Consider the following 17,008-nt stretch of genomic DNA (forward strand, 5'->3'; position numbering starts at 1 on the left):
TCTTTTATGCATTGTATAAACTTACAACATCTTCTTCAAACTCATCATTTCATCCCGAAGTTTGGCAGCGTTGAGGAAGTCCAGCTCCTTGGCGGCCTGCTCCATTTCCTTTTGTACTTGCTTGATGCGTTCGTTGATGGCATCTTTGTCCATGTACGCCATGACCGGGTCAGCGGCCAGCGAAAGTTCCTGGGGTTCCACGTAGTATTTCTTCGTTGGTTTACCCATCACATCCGCCACGCTGGTTTGCTCCATGATGGCTTCTTTCGACTTACGAACGGTACGCGGCGTAATCCCGTGGTCGGCATTGTACTCCATTTGCAGGGCCCGTCGTCGCGACGTTTCATTGATGGCTTTTTCCATGGAACCCGTAATGCGATCAGCGTACATGAGCACCTTACCGCGGTCATTCCGGGCGGCCCGGCCAATGGTTTGGATCAGCGAACGAATGTCCCGTAAGAATCCTTCCTTGTCCGCATCCATAATGGCTACCAGCGATACTTCCGGTAAATCCAGCCCTTCCCGAAGTAAGTTTACTCCCACCAGTACGTCGAAGATTCCCAGTCGTAGCTCACGAAGAATTTCCACCCGCTCAAGGGTTTTAACTTCCGAGTGAATATACCGGCACCTTACGCCAACCCGATCCAGATATTTGGAAAGTTCTTCAGCCATCCGCTTCGTAAGCGTCGTAACCAGTACGCGTTCTTCCCGGCGAATACGGTCGTGGATTTCATCCAGCAAGTCGTCAATCTGATTGATACTGGGCCGTACTTCAATTTCAGGATCCAATAATCCCGTCGGCCGAATGATCTGCTCGACGACGACCCCTTCACTCCGCCGCAACTCATAATCAGCGGGCGTTGCAGATACATAAATCGTTTGCGGAGCCATACCTTCAAACTCCTGAAAAGTCAGCGGTCGGTTATCCAGCGCACTCGGCAACCGGAATCCGTAATCCACCAGGGCTTCTTTGCGGGAGCGGTCACCGCCCCACATCGCCCGAATCTGCGGTACGGTTACGTGACTTTCATCAATTACCATCAAATAATCTTCCGGGAAGAAGTCCAGCAAGCAGAAGGGTCGCTGGCCGGGCAGGCGGCGGTCGAAATACCGCGAGTAGTTCTCAATTCCCGAACAGTACCCCAGCTCCCGCATCATTTCCATGTCAAACTCCGTACGTTGCTTGATTCGGTCGGCTTCCTGCAAGCGAAATTCTTTCTCGAAGAATTTAATTTGCTCGACCATATCGTCCTGGATTTCGTGCATGGCCCGGGCCAGCGTGTCTTTTCCGGTTACGAACAGGTTGGCAGGAAAAATAGAAACCCGGTTCTCTTCCCCGATTTTCTTTCCGGTTTGCGGATTAATCCGGTGAATGGCTTCAATTTCATCCCCAAAGAACACAAAGCGGTATCCAAATTCCGCGTACGGAAGGTGTACATCTACCGTATCTCCTTTTACGCGGAAGGTTCCCCGGGTAAATTCAGCCTCCGTTCGTGAATACAGAATTTCTACCAGTCGGTACAGAAACTGATTTCGGGAATAGATTTCACCGACGCCCACCCGCATGATGCTTCTACGAAACTCATCGGGGTTTCCCATACCATAGATACAGGATACCGAAGCCACTACAATCACATCCCGTCGTCCGGACATCAGAGCCGAGGTTGCCGAAAGCCGTAGCTTATCGATCTCCTGGTTGATTGCCAGATCTTTTTCGATGTATGTATTGGTCGTAGCAATGTAGGCTTCGGGCTGGTAGTAGTCGTAATAACTAATGAAGTACTCGACAGCGTTATTTGGGAAGAATTGCTTGAACTCCCCATACAGCTGAGCCGCCAGCGTTTTATTGTGACTAAGAATTAAGGTAGGACGATTAATCTCCTTGATCACATTGGCTACCGTAAAGGTCTTTCCCGATCCCGTAACCCCGAGGAGTACCTGGGCCGGTTCATCCCGATGGATGCCTTCAATGAGTTGTTGAATGGCTTTGGGTTGGTCGCCCGTGGGCTGGTATTCAGAGGTTAATTCAAAATTCATGGCGTTCGGAGCGGCTTTGTTAAGCGAATGAACCGAAGGGACGTGGGTCCGTTTCGAATCAGTGAAACTACTAAAAAATGACCAGAAACCGAAGGTTGGGGCCATCCAGACAGTAACGTCTAAAAAATGCTTTCCATTCCAACGATTTTGAAATTTTTAGGGTCTTTCGCGTAGTTTCGACTCCTTTTATAACCTAGCCTACATCCATCATGTCTTATCTCTACCGAATCGTTTTTTTTTGTTGTTTTATTGCCTGCCTGTTTAGCTGCCAGGCGATCTACAATCACCGTTTGGGAGCCGGACTACATGCTCATGATCTAATTTATCAACCTAAGCCGCTGGCCTCACGGGACAGCGGTGTGAATACCGCAACCTATTTGGGCGGCGTAACACTTTGGGGAAAGGGATATCACGAAGGATTTAAGAATGGCCAGTCACAAGATCGTCATTGGCTAGGACTTTTGCAGGTTAGTAGGGCCCATAGCTGGAATGCAGCGACCATTTCCTATGGAGCTTTCGGATATTTGGGACAATATTATATCGGCAATAGCTCTTTCAGTGAATACCCCAAAGATTCCTTAGGTAATATCATTAATAAGCCGTTACCGAGTATTTATCGGGGTAACTATGGATTTTATGGATTTGGCTTTCGCGGCAGTGCTCAGTTAAATGCCATTTTAGGGCGAAATACAAATTGGCGGTTTTTAGGCGTTGAAATGGCGTATAGTCGTGAGTACGGAGAATTAACGAGAATCCGTCAACGCATCCCGAGAAAGACCGTTAACAACGGCTTAGGCAGAGAATATTCAGGCCATAGTACAGGGTATGATCGTTGGATTGTTGCCCGCCAACCTGCTCTTTTTACTATTGCGGCTACTACAGAAATGGTGTTTAACTCCGATCCAGCGAAAGATCGTTCGTTTAGTATGAAGTACAGCATCGGAACCTCCTCTGCTCCTTATGGCACCTCCCGGTGGTTTACCATTAGTCAGTTGGTTGCTGCGTATCAGTATTATCAGCATAACGTTTCTGTAACCCTCGGGTATTTTAATTCCAAACCCAATACCCATCTTTCCTATCATTACCGTTTAGGCTACAAGCAAAAAAAGAAAGCGAACCGGTACTAATCGGCTCGCTTTCTTTGGTACGGTTGCCTCGGTTTCACCCGGGGCTATCTACACTGAATTCCTTCAGGGTTTGATAATCCGAATTTAAACGTTATACTAATTCGTTCGTATTCAGATACTCAGCGATCTGAACAGCGTTCGTAGCCGCACCTTTCCGCAGGTTGTCAGCGACAATCCACAAGTTGAGCGTGTTGGGTTGCGACTCATCCCGACGGATACGACCCACGAAGGTATCGTCTTTTCCGTGAGCGGTGAGCGGCATAGGGTAAATCTGGTTTTTCGGATCGTCCTGTACGACTACGCCCGGAGCTTTTTCCAGGATAGCCCGTACTTCTTCCAGATCGAAATCGTTTTCGAACTCGATGTTTACGGCTTCCGAGTGACCGCCAATCGTAGGAATACGTACCGTCGTAGCCGTTACTGCGATGGAGTCGTCTCCCATGATTTTCTTGGTTTCATTTACCATCTTCATCTCTTCTTTCGTATAACCGTTATCCAGGAATACGTCGATGTGCGGCAGTACGTTCAGGTCGATGGGGTGCGGATATACTTTTTTCACGCTGTCATCGCCTTTACGCTCGGCAAACAACTGATCTACCGCAGCTTTACCCGTACCCGTAACAGACTGGTAGGTCGAAACGACTACTCGTTTGATTTTGTACTGCTGGTGCAGGGGGTTCAATACCACCACCATCTGAATCGTTGAGCAGTTGGGATTGGCAATGATTTTATCTTCTTTCGTCAGCGTGTGAGCGTTGATCTCCGGTACTACCAGTTTTTTGGTAGGGTCCATCCGCCAGGCTGAAGAGTTGTCAATAACGAAAATTCCAGCTTCGGCAAACTTGGGAGCCAGTTCCAATGACGTACTACCACCCGCCGAAAAAATAGCAATGGCAGGCTTGGCAGCGATGGCGTCCTCAAAACTTACTACGGTATATTCTTGTCCCTTGAAGGTCACCTTTTTACCAACAGACCGCTCGGAAGCGACCGGGATGAGTTCGGTGATGGGGAAGTTACGTTCTTCCAGTACTTTCAGCATCTCACCACCTACAAGACCGGTGGCTCCAACAACAGCGACTTTCATTGTTTTGTAAAAAAGAAATTAGGGTGAAAAATGAATTCTGAGTCTATAATCCGCTCATTCTCAACAACCATTTTCGTGCCAGCGTTGAGGTATGGGCATAAAAAAATTCGTCACCGTGAAGGGAAGAAAACCGACAAAACAATTCTGGCAAACGAGGGTCGAGGCCCCGCTCACTCCGAATGTTCTATTTAATTTTCTTAGTGTTCACTGTGACGAATTGTCGAATTGGCCGCAAAGTAAGGGGTTTCTTACAGACTGAAAAAACAGAAGCCTTATTTTTTTATTTTTCTTTTGACGAACCTCAACTTATAAAAGTTCTCTACTTCGCTCAAACCTCCAAATACCCTTTGGCGTAACGCAAGCCGTCAGGGGAATATCAAAGTTATCCACATCAATAATGCTTTCCACCGGTTCAAAGAAAGAAAGGCCTATTTTCAGTACATCTGGTCGGCACTGGGCCAGAAAACGATCGTAAAAGCCCATCCCATACCCTACTCGATACCCTCGTCGATCAAAAGCCAAGAGCGGTACTAATACGGCATCCAGTTCTTCAGGAGCAATTTTTAACCCTAATTGTGGTACGGGCTCCGGAATACCCCACTCATTTTCAAGGATTTCGGTCTGATCCGTATATCGATAGTGCTCCATCTCACGGGCCTGAGCGTCGGATCGAGAAACAGCAATGTGGATATGTGGATAACTTTCACGCAAATTGTGAATAACTACATAGTTGTCCACTTCCTTCTGTCGACGAATGGGCAAAAAGGCGTGTATAATCTTACTATTTCTCAATAAATCCGATTGAATTAACTCGTTGGATAACGCTCGAGTGTGGATAAGTAGGTCAGCTTCACTCAGCTTCTGTCGGCGTTGCCGGAATTCCCGTCGTATTTCTGCTTTCGTCATTGCTACGTTTTAGAATTCATCCGCTGTTTTCACCCTTCCTCCATAAAAAATTCCTTTCATACGGGTTTTCGTCACCTTCTGCTCGCGGCGTTCATCTGTTTTTTGAATTCGAAAATACGGATTCCTTTCCAACAACTGACGAACCTCTTAATTCTTGTATAGCCATGAAACGTTCATTGATTGCCTTCGCTACTGTCGCTTTATCTACTGCTGCTTTATCCGCCTTTGCTCAAATCAGTACGGATACTTTACCCGTCACGACGACTAAACCTTGGATACCTGCTCACAAAAGCGACTTAGAAATTTCACTAGGCCTCAACACCTTTGCCGGAAAAAATGCTCAAACGACCAATGGTTACGAGCTTCGTCCCTTAGGTAGCCGCTTTGTTTCGCTGGGTGCTATGCACCGCTTCCGGATTGTGAGTGGACCCAAGACCGCCCTAGCGTTGAAGACGGGTCTGGAAGTAAGCTGGAATAACTTTATGCTCGAAGGAAACCGGGTGATTAGTACTACGGGTGGACAAGTTGCTTTCACGGACTCTGACGTACCCCTGGCTAAAAGTAAACTTACCGTCGCGTATCTGAATATTCCCGTTATGCCTACGGTCGTATTCCGCAAAGGAGCCGTGAGCCACATTAGCTTAGGCGGCTATGCCGGTATGCGACTCGATAGCTATACCAAAACCAAAACCCAGTCGGGCAGCAAAGACCGCGATCATGGTCGCTACTTTGTGAATAACTTCCGTTACGGCGTAGGGATGAGCGTAGGCTTCCGTTGTGTAGGCACGGTATTCGCCGAATATGATTTGAATAAGGTATTTGAAGCGGGCAAAGGGCCTCAGGTAAGTGCCGTAAACTTTGGTATTCGCCTGTAAGCTTTCTGATTTCTTGCTCCAACAAAAAGGCTCGCGATGCTTGTCGCGAGCCTTTTTGTTGGTTTGTTTACCTATGCTTCCTTCCACTGAATGGCACAGCCTACGGGTCTGGTTACGTTTAACATCACGGGCTTTCCCTGTAATAAATTATTCACCGCATCTTCTACGTACCGTCGGGTTACGCTACCAGGGTCTTGTGAGCTGTCGTCGATTGTACCAATGTACTGAACGGTGAATTTGTCGCCCTGACGCTGCAGTACAAACACTTGTGGCGTACGGGTAGCTCCGAAGGCTTTAGCCGTTTTCTGGGTATCATCGAGCAGATACGGAAAGGTATACCCTTTGGTCGAAGCCCGGGCTTTCATATTCTCAAAAGAATCTTCTTCGTAGGCCGCCGGATCATTGGGATTGATGGCAACGACAGGAAATCCCTGCGAGCGGTACTTCATATCCAGAGCAATGATTCGGTCTTCGTAGGCTTTGGCAAAGGGACAATGATTCGTCGTAAAAACTACGATTACGCCTTTATTTGCTTTCAAGTCTGAAAGACGTACCGTGTTTCCATTCACATTCCGTAGCTGAAAGTCGCCGACGGCTTCCCCAATATTATATCCTCGTTGCTCCAAAGGTTTATCGGCTGCTCCTGCAAAGTTCCAGGCCCAGACGAGAGCCCAAATTAGCCCAATTGATTTCATACGTAACATAGTATTCATAGTGGTCAGATACATAAAATAGGATGCCGAAGCAAACAGTGGCGGATGTTTTGTTGTACAAGATTGTGTTTGTACGGATGAATAACGAATAGTGAACAGAATTTATTTGTGTAACGGGTTTGAACACTTGGTTTTCAACCGGATAACAAAAGAGCGACGCAGAATGATCTGCGTCGCTCCCATTTATTTTTGTTCGGATGAAACGGTTCGATTTCCCGTTTCAATCCTACTTATTTGCGTTGCAGTTTACTGCGACGAACACTGTATCCGAAATAGATTACCAGACCGATACCCATCCAGACAATCAGACGCATCCAGTTTTCGTGACCTAAACCGTAGATCATCAGCAAACAGGTCAATGCACCTAGAATCGGAACGACTGGCGAGAAAGGTGTTTTGAAAGGACGTTCGATATTCGGGTCCGTTTTACGCATGATAACCACGCCAATTGATACTAGAACGAAGGCAAACAACGTACCGATACTGGTCATATCCCCTACTACATCACCCGGCACGAAAGCCGCGAAGATGCCTACGAAGACGAAGAAAAGAAGGTTTGAGCGGTACGGCGTGCGGTATTTCGGGTGCAGTTGGCTGAATACTTTCGGAACCAGACCGTCATTAGCCATCGAGTAGAATACCCGTGACTGACCCAGCAACATCACCAGAATTACGGAAGAGAAACCCGCTAGAATGGCTACCGTAATCATCGTACCCAACCACTGATAATCGTGCATGTATTTCTGGATGGCGTATACAACCGAGGCTTCTTTACCAGCCGTCCGGAATTCGCTGTAGTGAGCAACACCCGTCAGTACGTGACCAAACAGAATATACAGAATCGTACAAACCACCAGGGAAACCAGAATACCGATGGGCATATCCCGACTCGGATTTTTTGCTTCCTGAGCGGCCGTTGACACGGCATCAAAACCAATGAAAGCGAAGAACACGGTACCGGCCCCTCCGACAATCCCCCAGAAACCGCCAAAGTCATGGGACACGCCAGCTCCATCCACTACCTTGGTTTCTTCAGGAATGTAGGGCATGTGGTTGGCCGGGTTGATGTACTGCCAGCCTAAAGCGATGAACAGGATCACAATCGCCACTTTCAATACGACGATAACGGCATTAACGGTAGCCGATTCCTGTACGCCGCGAATGAGCAGCAAGGTTAGACAGAACAGGATGAATACGGCAGGAATATTCATGATTCCCTGCGTACCCAGCTCTGACACCTGAAAGGGAGAATGGCACCACTGGTAGGGTATTTCGGTGCCAAATAAAGTCGCTAAGAGCTTATTCAGGTATTCCGACCAGGCAATGGAAACCGTGGCAGCTCCCAACGCGTACTCGAGTACTAAATCCCAGCCAATCGTCCAGGCCACAAATTCACCCATGGTTGCGTACGAATACGTATAAGCAGATCCCGCAATGGGAATCATGGAAGCAAATTCAGCGTAACATAAACCGGCCAGAGCACAGCCCACGGCGGCTAAAATAAATGAAATCGTAACCGATGGACCTGCACTTTCGGCCGCCGCCGCTGCCGTACGTACGAAGAGTCCAGCTCCAATAATTGCACCAATTCCCAAAGCCACGAGGTTTCCAGCCGAGAGGGTCCGCTTGAGCGAACCTTCGCCTGAGGCTTCGGCCTCGTTCAACAGTTGTTTCAGGGGTTTCTTTACCCAAATGTTAGCCATACAAATGTTCCGTTAGGAGTAAATTTTAGAATGATGTTTAGGTTTGTGAATGAAGCGACAAATATTATTCGTCAAATATGCAAAAAAACAGAGCTTAGCCACAAACGATACTTGATTTTTGAGGGATGCTTTCTTGCGTATGATCAGGGTTGAAGTCACGAAATTCAGATAGACGGGTTCTTATTCATCCGCCACTGTATGTCGTTTGGGAAAATTGAATAACCAGGAAGTTAAAATAGGGATTACAAATAGAACGACCGTAGTAATGGATACGTACAAATCCGCTTCTTCGCTTTCCATAAAGTGACAAATGGCCGTTTCTTTGAAAAAGTGACAGGCCGCCGAAGACATCAGTTTCATACCCAACAAACCGATGACGAGAAAGGCAATCCCTTCCAGAAACGGAAAACGCTCCATAAGTCGGACGAATGACTGAGCCACAAACCGCATGGCTAGGATTCCGATGAAAACGCCCGTACAAATCAGATAGATATTGTCGGTAAAAGCCACCGCCGCAAATACGTTGTCGATTGAAAAAGCGAGATCCATCACTTCCACCAACGCTACTGTTGCCCAGAATTTACCCAGTAAACCAATGGTGTTGCGATAAAACCAGGAATCCTTCTTTTCAATGTGTTCTTCTTCGTGAGGCTTATCGCGACTCAGGAAATAATTGAAGCACAAATACAGCAAATACAGCCCGCCAATGGGCTTGAGCCACCATACTTTCACTAGCCAGGTAGCGGCAACTAAACAAATTCCCCGGAAGATATAGGCACCAATGATTCCGTACTTGAGGGCTTTCTTGCGCTGGTCCGGCGAAAGATCCATGACCATCGTGGCGAGTACAGCAGCATTGTCTACGGAAAGTAAACTTTCAATCAGGATCAAATTTAAAATCACAAACCCGGCCGCTTCCAGATCATTGCCGAATAACTGGTGTAGAAAATCCATTATGGTTTTTGTAAGAGAAAATTGCGAGAGTTGCCCCTTACGCAAGGCAAATTTACGGCATCAAGCCCGAAAAGCTTCTTTCTTAAGCGATCCACCGGCAATTATTTGCTACCAATTGCGTCATATGCGTGATTAGAGCATACCTAAAACTAAACTATACTGACTTATTTTGCGTTGCCGAATCATTCAGATACCATCGGATGCGATACGAATGCAGAAGAGCCCCCGGAGCATAGCCACTCTATTCCTTCGTATTCGTAACGTTATACGCTTTTAAGCTTCTTCATGAAAAAATTAGTAGTTCTCAGTCTTTGGATATGGACGGCCGTGGCCGCTCAGGCTCAGGTTGTCAAACCCTATAGTCTGAAATTTTCCCTGTCGAAAAATGAAGTAAAAGTGGGTGAAACCGTCGATATTCTCGTCGAAGCCGACGTGAATGAGGGCTGGCATATTTTCTCACCCGATCAGGATCCGGACGTAGGTCCCCTCCCCACGATACTTAAGCTCAAGAAAAATGACGCCTACGAAGCCGTGGGTAAACTTCGGACCACGAGCAAGCCCAAGGAAAAAATGGACGAGATTTTCGATGGGAAAGTCCGTTTTTTTGAAGGCAAAGCCACCTTTCGCCAGAGTGTCAAGATTTTAAAGGAAGGAGCCAAACTCGAAGGGAACATTGGTGGACAGGTTTGCCAGGACGATGGTTTATGTATCCCCATCAATGATGGCGACTTTAATTTGAGCAAACTCAAAGTAATTGCTGCCGCTAACCCTGCTGTCCCGACCGAAACGGCCCCGGCTACCACCGCTACGACGCCCCCAGCAACCCCTGCTTCGGCTCAGGATACGACGACGGCTACCCCCGCTACTACGGCAATAGCAACGGATACGAATACGGTTGAAAGTGCTGCTCCTGCGGTTGCTCCTACTAGCGACCCCGCCGCTGACAAACCCGCCAAAGGCGTTTCGTTTGGCGATTTAGTACTGGCCTTTTTAGCCGGATTGGCAGCGGTAGCCATGCCCTGCGTATACCCCATGATCCCGATGACGGTAGCCATGTTTACCAAACGCGTGGATTCGCGGGCGGAAGGAATTACGAAAGCCCTCTTCTACGGCTTATCGATCATTCTCATTTTTGCCTTCTTTGGTACGCTGATCTCTGCTCTGTTTGGGAGTGGTTTTACCAACTTCATCAGTACGCACTGGTTACCCAACGTATTCATTTTTACGATTTTCGTTCTGTTCTCACTTTCGTTCTTGGGAGCGTTTGAACTGACCTTACCGAGTGCCTTTGTGAATAAAGTAGACGCTCAGGCCGACAAAGGTGGCTGGGGTGGTATTTTCTTTATGGCCTTTGCTCAGGCTCTGGTTTCGTTCTCCTGTACGGCTCCGATTGTAGGTACGGCGGCCATTCTCGCGGCGAGTGGTAGTATCTGGGATTCGGCCTTGCTGAACATCAGCTTTGGAACGGCCTTCGCTTTACCTTTCGTAGTGGCTGCGTTTATTCCCAGCTTCCTGAAAACCATGCCTAAATCCGGCGGCTGGCTGAACACGCTGAAAGTGCAGTTAGGTTTTCTGGAATTAGCCATTGCGCTGAAATTCCTGAGCGTACCCGATCAGACCTACCACTGGGGCCTGTTGAACCGGGAAGTATACCTTTCGCTCTGGATTGTCATTTTCACGCTGATGGGATTGAACCTGATTGGCAAAGTACTGATGTCGCACGATAGTCCAGTAGATCGGGTTTCGATTCCCCGGGTGTTGTTTGCGATTGTTATTTTCTCGTTTGCGGTCTATCTGGTACCCGGCTTGTTCGGGGCTCCGCTGAAACCACTTTCGGGTTTGTTACCTCCGGAAACTTCTCAGGAGTTTAACCTGCACCATAATACGCCCACCAGCAGTACACCAGCTTCGGCGGGTACACTTCCGGCTGATCGGAAATACGTGAGCTTCTTCAAATTGCCCCACGGACTGGAAGGCTTTTTCGATTATAAAGAAGGCCTCGCCTACGCCAAGCAGGTGGGCAAACCCATCTTTATTGACTTTACGGGTCACGGTTGCGTAAACTGCCGGAAGATGGAGGAAACCGTCTGGAGTCAACCGGAGGTACTGAAACGGCTCCGGGAAGATTACATCATTGTTTCGCTCTACGTGGATGACAAAACGGAGCTGCCCGAAAGCGAGCACTACACGTCAAAAGTAGATGGCAAACAGAAAACGACTATCGGCGATCAGAACCTGGATTTTGAGATTGCCAAGTACAATTTCAACGCTCAGCCCCTCTACGTACTCATTGATCCGAACAATGATGCACAGCCCCTGGTAAAAGCTGTCGCCTACGAACCCAATGTGGAAACGTTTGTGAAGTACCTGGATGAAGGGAAAGCGAAATTTCAGAAATAATATACGGGCCATTCGTCACTAGCGAATGGCCTTTTTCTTGTGTATTGCATGCGAAAACTCGTTTTTCTATTACAGATCTGGAGCATCACCGTACAGGCCCAAACGCTAGATACGCAGCAATTGCTCGTTGTAACGACGCCTACGTTGACCAGCGTAACCGGAACATTGCGTACTTACGAATGGAAGCAGATTCAGCACCAATGGAAGCAAGCACGACCCCCTCAGGCTATTGTCGTAGGAAAAAATGGACTAGCCTGGGATCGTAAACACCCGCTGGCTTCGCCCCCGCATAAACAGGAAAGCGATGAAAAAGCCCCCGCCGGTATCTTCCGACTGGGTACAGCTTTTGGTACAGAACCCAAACCCGCTGCTCTCCACTGGCCGTATGTGCAAACCAATCGTTCCTGTTTCTGCGTGGACGATGCCCGTTCCCGGCATTACAATCAACTCGTTCATACCGATTCCGTACGTAAAGACTGGACATCGGCGGAACGCCTGTTTATCCCTGATTACAAGTACGGCCTGGTACTTGCTTACAATACCGATTCACCGCAAGCGGGTGCAGGTTCCTGTATTTTTATGCACCTTTGGGAAAATCCTACGCACGGTACGGCAGGCTGTACAGCCATGACCGAGACTGATATGCTATCACTTTTACGCTGGCTTGATCCGGCAAAAAAACCGTTATTGATTCAGATGCCGGAGCCGGATTACGACCGCTTAAAACGTTTATACGCTTTACCCGAATGACTGAAATGAAATTAGTAGTTGCTACCAACAACCGTCATAAGCTCGAAGAAATACAGGCTTTTCTCTCTCCCTCCATTCAGCTTTTAACCCTGGCTGACATTGGCTGTACCGAGGAATTACCCGAAACCGGTCGTACGCTGGAGGCTAATTCGCTGCAAAAAACCAAGTATCTGGCCGATTATTACCAGGTTGATTGCTTCGGCGATGATACCGGACTGGAGATCACAGCCCTTCAAGGCGAACCCGGCGTTGACTCGGCTTTTTACTCCGGTTCGCGGGATGCTCAGGCTAATATGCAGAAAGTACTGACGCAATTACAGGGCGTTACCGATCGCTCGGCTCGTTTCCGTACGGTGATTACGCTCATCATTCAGGAAGAAATCTATCAGTTTGAAGGAATTGTGGAAGGAACCATTCTGGAAGCTCCGCAGGGTGAGCATGGGTTTGGCTACGATCCTATTTTCGTACCCGAAGGCTACGACCGCAGTTTCGCCCAAATGAGTGTTGCCGAGAAAAACGCCATCAATCACCGAACTCGGGCGGTTGCGAAGATGGTGGAGTTTTTGAATCAGTAGCGATTTTCAGTAGTCCTAATCTTAGGTTAGCTCATAACAAAGGCGGCAAGAATAGATTCTTGCCGCCTTTGTTAATACGGATGAAAGGGATAAGCCGTATTGCTCTACCTACTTTTCTCCATTGCCCAGCGTATCACCCGCGGCCTTATTTTTCTTTTTACCGCCCCCAAATACGGAGAAGTGTACGTACCGTTTGGGTTGCTGGCGTAAGTCCACCAGCAGTTTATCCAGATCTTTGATAGACTGGTTCATGTTGGTATACAACTGATCGTCCTTCAAAAGCTTTCCTGCCGTACCCTGACCATTTTGTACACTCTGTAACATCGCCTGCAATTCGGCTACGGTCTGGTTGGCCTTGGCTACCGTCTGACCCAAACGTAATGCATTGAGTGAATCGGCAAACGTATTGGCTTTGGCCATAATGGGCTGAATACTTTTCTCCGTCTCAACCAGCTGAGCCGAAAGCCGATTCAAATTCCCCGTGATGGAAGAAAGATTTTTCCGGTTTTCGTTGAGTGTCGCCCGCAATGCTAAACCCGTCTGATCCACATTGGAAAGCAGTTGATTCAGTACGTCGCCCGTTTGTTTAAAGCGGGAAACGACTACGTTCAGGTTACGAATCAGCGAATCCGCATCTGTCATGATGGGCAAGGCTTTATCCTGTAACGCCGCCGTCAGACCTGCCTGTTTGGACGACTTCAGGGTATCACCAGGAACAATCGCCGTACCCTTGCCAATTTGGAGCTGAATGACTTTTCCACCAATCAATCCATTATCCCCCAAGGCGGCTACGGTATTGTTCGTCAGCGGAATTTCCTGATCCAGGGTCAAAACCACCAGAATTTTATTATTCCGATCGGTAAGAATGCGGGTTTCCTTTACCCGACCTACGGCTACACCGTTCAGCATTACCTGATTAGAGGCCGTCAGACCGTCTACACTATCATAGAGAGCGTAAAAATCGCGGGAAGTGGAGAACAAATCGGAACCCTTTAGAAAGTTAAATCCGAAATATAAAATGACGCCCGAGACGAGGGTCATCAATCCAACCTTAATTTCTTTAGACATGGCTTTTTTCAATGTTCAGTAAACAATAGTCAGGCGTTGTTGAAGGTTCGAACGCTATAAGGCTGACTATTCCGACAGAAAACTCCCAAAAGTAGCCGATAAGCGGGAAATTGCAGAACGTGTTTATAAAAACACTGAGCCAGCCGCAAGAAACCCACGGGTATTTGGCAAGCTTAGCTTTCCGGTGTACCTTTGTCTTTCGCTATCCTTCTTGGTTCTCAAGAAGGACAATTGGCTGACTTTCAGCTAATTTTTTAGCTAATAGACTCATCTTTTTACAACCAGCTTTTTTGCCCATGTCAACGGTCACCGCTTCCCGCATTGAACGCGACACCCAACTTTTCGATCTCATTGAGAAAGAAGCTCATCGCCAGGAATACGGCATCGAACTGATTGCTTCCGAAAACTTTACCTCTAAGCAGGTGATGGAAGCTCAGGGAAGTGTTCTGACGAATAAATACGCTGAAGGTCTGCCCGGTAAACGTTACTACGGCGGATGCGAAGTCGTTGATCAGGTTGAACAACTCGCTATTGATCGGGCGAAAGAATTGTTCGGAGCTAGCTGGGCGAACGTACAACCGCACTCCGGAGCACAGGCGAACGCTGCTGTTTTCCTTTCGTTCCTGAATCCCGGTGATAAAATTTTAGGCTTTAGCCTGGCCCACGGTGGTCACCTTTCGCACGGTTCGCCGGTTAACTTTTCCGGAAAATATTTCCAGCCCTTCTTCTACGGTGTAGAACAGGAGACGGGTCTGATTGACTGGGATAAAGTAGAAGAAATTGCATTACGGGAACGTCCCCGTCTGTTGATTTGCGGAGCTTCGGCGTACTCGCGTGATTGGGATTACGTTCGTCTGCGAGCCATTGCCGATCAGATTGGTGCTTTATTGCTGGCTGATATTTCGCACCCCTCGGCCCTGATTGCCAAAGGCCTGCTGAACAATCCGATGGACCATTGCCACATCGTAACGACGACGACGCACAAAACGCTGCGTGGTCCCCGGGGTGGTCTGATTCTGGTTGGAAAAGATTTCGAAAATCCCTTCGGTATCAAGTCGCCCAAAGGTGAACTTCGTACGATGACGAGTCTGCTGGATTCAGCGGTATTCCCTGGTACGCAGGGTGGTCCGCTGGAACACGTAATCGCAGCAAAAGCCGTAGCCTTTGGTGAAGCTTTGACGGAAGAATTCGGCGAATACGCTCTTCAAGTAAAGAAAAACGCTCAGGTGATGGCTCAGGCTTTCATCGATAAAGGATACCAAATTAGCTCCGGCGGCACGGACAACCACCTCATGCTGATTGACCTGCGTCCGAAAGGCTGGACAGGTAAGCTGGCCGAAAACACGCTGATCAAAGCTGACATTACGGTTAACAAAAACATGGTCCCCTTCGACGACAAGTCACCCTTCGTAACTTCCGGTATGCGGGTAGGTACGGCGGCTATGACGACGCGTGGTCTGAAAGAAAATGATATGCTGCAAATTGTGGAGTGGATCGATGACGTACTCACTCATAATGACAACGACAGCTATCTGGCCGAAGTGAAGAAAAAAGTAAACGCTTGGACGGAAAACTTCCCGCTGTACCGTTAAAATCAGCTTACGTGTGAAGATCGTTTGAAACAGTTGAGAAGGCTTTGAAGTTTCTTCAAACAAACTGCTTCAAACGATCTTTACGTTTATAGAGGTGGTCCGTTTTGCGTAACCATACGAACCTGTTTACATTTGATCATTACACCTACTAACGAAGATACAATGCCTCTGGATCAACACTGGGACGAACAAGAGGAAGAAGGCGGCGGCGAAATGACCTTCATTGAACATTTGGAGGAACTTCGCTGGCACATCATCCGGGCACTCGCAGCAATTATCATTTTTACCGTTTTAGCTTTCGTTTTTAAAACCGAACTGTGGAATGGCGTTATTCTAGCTCCCAGTCGCCCCGATTTCTGGACTTACCGTAAACTTTGTGAATTCGCCGAAGTAGTAAGTGCTCCTGATTTATGCGTCAAAAAAATTGACTTTATCCTGATTAACCGGGAGATGACGGGTCAGTTTATGATGGCTATTACGTATTCCTTTTTCATTGGTTTATCGCTGGCTTTTCCGTACGCCTTTTGGGAACTCTGGCGATTCATCAGACCCGGTTTACGCGACGTCGAAGTCAGTGCCTCGCGTGGAGCCGTATTCTGGGTAACCTTCCTGTTTTTCTGCGGTGTACTTTTTGGCTATTACGTAGTCAGTCCGCTGGCAATCAACTTCCTGGCTGACTTTAAGATCGACGAATCCATTGAAAACCAGGTGGATATTTCCTCGTACGTGAGCTTACTTGTGATGATGGTATTGGCCTGCGGACTCACGTTCCAATTGCCGATGATCATCTTCGTACTCTCGCAAGTAGGCGTAATGACGCCCAAATTCATGCGGGAATACCGGAAGCACGCGTTCATCGTGATTCTGATTATCGCAGCAATTATTACGCCCTCGCCGGATATCTTTAGCCAGTTGCTGGTAACGGCTCCACTGCTCCTGCTCTACGAAATCAGTATTTTCGTTTCGGCTCGGGTCAATAACAAGCGGGAAAAAGCTCGGTTAGCCAGCGAAATTGCCGAAGAAAACGAGATGCGTTTCCGTAACAATCAATAAGGTATTCTCATACATAAAAAAAGCCTTCGATGTAGGTCGAAGGCTTTTTTTATGTATTTTATTGGATACGTTTTTTAGGATCTCTAAACGATAACCCTCTACCCCACTTTACCTTTTTCCACCCACGAGTCTTATCCACATCCGCTTGCTCATCACCTTACGCAACGCCCG

At 47.9% G+C, this 17,008-nt stretch carries 14 protein-coding genes; 7 read left to right on the plus strand and 7 right to left on the minus strand.

What is annotated here, in order from left to right:
• Nucleotides 1–21: 21 nt before the first annotated feature.
• Nucleotides 22–2,037 (minus strand): excinuclease ABC subunit UvrB, encoded by a 2,016-nt coding sequence (uvrB, locus tag C5O19_RS23750; protein WP_104715957.1) that lies wholly within the window; start codon nucleotides 2,035–2,037, stop codon nucleotides 22–24.
• 209 nt (nucleotides 2,038–2,246) lie between these two features.
• On the opposite strand from uvrB, the gene C5O19_RS23755 reads away from it, so the two are divergent.
• Complete coding sequence (locus C5O19_RS23755; protein WP_104715867.1) at nucleotides 2,247–3,164, plus strand: hypothetical protein; 918 nt, start codon at nucleotides 2,247–2,249, stop codon at nucleotides 3,162–3,164.
• 91 nt (nucleotides 3,165–3,255) lie between these two features.
• Here the strand turns inward: C5O19_RS23755 and C5O19_RS23760 are convergent, their stop codons facing one another.
• The gene (locus tag C5O19_RS23760) at nucleotides 3,256–4,248 is read right to left on the minus strand and encodes an aspartate-semialdehyde dehydrogenase (protein ID WP_104715868.1); all 993 of its coding nucleotides are present in this window, start codon (nucleotides 4,246–4,248) and stop codon (nucleotides 3,256–3,258) included.
• Between the two features lie 306 nt (nucleotides 4,249–4,554).
• Complete coding sequence (locus tag C5O19_RS23765) at nucleotides 4,555–5,154, minus strand: 5-formyltetrahydrofolate cyclo-ligase (RefSeq protein WP_104715869.1); 600 nt, start codon at nucleotides 5,152–5,154, stop codon at nucleotides 4,555–4,557.
• 164 nt (nucleotides 5,155–5,318) lie between these two features.
• Between C5O19_RS23765 and C5O19_RS23770 the strand changes: the two genes are divergently transcribed.
• Nucleotides 5,319–6,029, plus strand: a complete 711-nt coding sequence (locus C5O19_RS23770) for an outer membrane beta-barrel protein (protein WP_104715870.1) — start codon at nucleotides 5,319–5,321, stop codon at nucleotides 6,027–6,029.
• Between the two features lie 71 nt (nucleotides 6,030–6,100).
• On the opposite strand, the gene C5O19_RS23775 is transcribed toward C5O19_RS23770, so the two are convergent.
• From C5O19_RS23775 to C5O19_RS23785, 3 genes are all read right to left on the minus strand, one after another.
• Nucleotides 6,101–6,724, minus strand: a complete 624-nt coding sequence (locus tag C5O19_RS23775) for a thioredoxin family protein (protein ID WP_104715958.1) — start codon at nucleotides 6,722–6,724, stop codon at nucleotides 6,101–6,103.
• A gap of 248 nt (nucleotides 6,725–6,972) precedes the next feature.
• A complete protein-coding gene (locus tag C5O19_RS23780) occupies nucleotides 6,973–8,445 on the minus strand; it encodes an amino acid permease (RefSeq protein ID WP_104715871.1) in 1,473 nt (490 codons plus the stop codon).
• A 180-nt stretch (nucleotides 8,446–8,625) separates the two neighbouring features.
• Nucleotides 8,626–9,399 carry a TerC family protein gene (locus C5O19_RS23785; protein ID WP_104715872.1) on the minus strand — a complete coding sequence of 258 codons (774 nt, stop codon included), beginning with the start codon at nucleotides 9,397–9,399 and terminating at the stop codon, nucleotides 8,626–8,628.
• Nucleotides 9,400–9,684: 285 nt separating this feature from the next.
• Here C5O19_RS23785 and C5O19_RS23790 point away from each other — a divergent pair, with 285 nt between their 5' ends.
• From C5O19_RS23790 to rdgB, 3 genes are read left to right on the plus strand one after another with little or no spacing between them, the layout of a single operon-like run.
• Entirely contained in the window at nucleotides 9,685–11,799 is a 2,115-nt protein-coding gene (locus tag C5O19_RS23790; protein WP_104715873.1) for a protein-disulfide reductase DsbD family protein, read from the plus strand.
• 48 nt (nucleotides 11,800–11,847) lie between these two features.
• Nucleotides 11,848–12,549, plus strand: coding sequence for a L,D-transpeptidase family protein (locus C5O19_RS23795; protein ID WP_104715874.1), 702 nt, complete (start codon nucleotides 11,848–11,850; stop codon nucleotides 12,547–12,549).
• 5 nt (nucleotides 12,550–12,554) lie between these two features.
• Nucleotides 12,555–13,124 (plus strand): RdgB/HAM1 family non-canonical purine NTP pyrophosphatase, encoded by a 570-nt coding sequence (gene rdgB, locus C5O19_RS23800; protein WP_104715959.1) that lies wholly within the window; start codon nucleotides 12,555–12,557, stop codon nucleotides 13,122–13,124.
• Between the two features lie 108 nt (nucleotides 13,125–13,232).
• Here rdgB and C5O19_RS23805 read toward each other — a convergent pair whose 3' ends face one another.
• The gene (locus C5O19_RS23805) at nucleotides 13,233–14,192 is read right to left on the minus strand and encodes an MlaD family protein (protein ID WP_104715960.1); all 960 of its coding nucleotides are present in this window, start codon (nucleotides 14,190–14,192) and stop codon (nucleotides 13,233–13,235) included.
• A 296-nt stretch (nucleotides 14,193–14,488) separates the two neighbouring features.
• On the opposite strand from C5O19_RS23805, the gene C5O19_RS23810 reads away from it, so the two are divergent.
• On the plus strand, nucleotides 14,489–15,784 hold the full coding sequence (locus tag C5O19_RS23810; protein WP_094808131.1) for a serine hydroxymethyltransferase: 1,296 nt from the start codon (nucleotides 14,489–14,491) through the stop codon (nucleotides 15,782–15,784).
• 162 nt (nucleotides 15,785–15,946) lie between these two features.
• On the plus strand, nucleotides 15,947–16,837 hold the full coding sequence (gene tatC / locus C5O19_RS23815; RefSeq protein ID WP_094808130.1) for a twin-arginine translocase subunit TatC: 891 nt from the start codon (nucleotides 15,947–15,949) through the stop codon (nucleotides 16,835–16,837).
• Nucleotides 16,838–17,008: the final 171 nt, after the last annotated feature.

The sequence above is a fragment of the Siphonobacter curvatus genome, from assembly GCF_002943425.1.
GTDB lineage: Bacteria > Bacteroidota > Bacteroidia > Cytophagales > Spirosomataceae > Siphonobacter > Siphonobacter curvatus.

Bases quoted from the DNA above. Each gene is read 5' to 3' on its own strand.
- uvrB (WP_104715957.1), bottom strand. From the start codon at position 2,037: ATGAATTTTGAATTAACCTCTGAATACCAGCCCACGGGCGACCAACCC.
- C5O19_RS23755 (WP_104715867.1), top strand. From the start codon at position 2,247: ATGTCTTATCTCTACCGAATCGTTTTTTTTTGTTGTTTTATTGCCTGC.
- C5O19_RS23760 (WP_104715868.1), bottom strand. From the start codon at position 4,248: ATGAAAGTCGCTGTTGTTGGAGCCACCGGTCTTGTAGGTGGTGAGATG.
- C5O19_RS23765 (WP_104715869.1), bottom strand. From the start codon at position 5,154: ATGACGAAAGCAGAAATACGACGGGAATTCCGGCAACGCCGACAGAAG.
- C5O19_RS23770 (WP_104715870.1), top strand. From the start codon at position 5,319: ATGAAACGTTCATTGATTGCCTTCGCTACTGTCGCTTTATCTACTGCT.
- C5O19_RS23775 (WP_104715958.1), bottom strand. From the start codon at position 6,724: ATGAAATCAATTGGGCTAATTTGGGCTCTCGTCTGGGCCTGGAACTTT.
- C5O19_RS23780 (WP_104715871.1), bottom strand. From the start codon at position 8,445: ATGGCTAACATTTGGGTAAAGAAACCCCTGAAACAACTGTTGAACGAG.
- C5O19_RS23785 (WP_104715872.1), bottom strand. From the start codon at position 9,399: ATGGATTTTCTACACCAGTTATTCGGCAATGATCTGGAAGCGGCCGGG.
- C5O19_RS23790 (WP_104715873.1), top strand. From the start codon at position 9,685: ATGAAAAAATTAGTAGTTCTCAGTCTTTGGATATGGACGGCCGTGGCC.
- C5O19_RS23795 (WP_104715874.1), top strand. From the start codon at position 11,848: ATGCGAAAACTCGTTTTTCTATTACAGATCTGGAGCATCACCGTACAG.
- rdgB (WP_104715959.1), top strand. From the start codon at position 12,555: ATGAAATTAGTAGTTGCTACCAACAACCGTCATAAGCTCGAAGAAATA.
- C5O19_RS23805 (WP_104715960.1), bottom strand. From the start codon at position 14,192: ATGTCTAAAGAAATTAAGGTTGGATTGATGACCCTCGTCTCGGGCGTC.
- C5O19_RS23810 (WP_094808131.1), top strand. From the start codon at position 14,489: ATGTCAACGGTCACCGCTTCCCGCATTGAACGCGACACCCAACTTTTC.
- tatC (WP_094808130.1), top strand. From the start codon at position 15,947: ATGCCTCTGGATCAACACTGGGACGAACAAGAGGAAGAAGGCGGCGGC.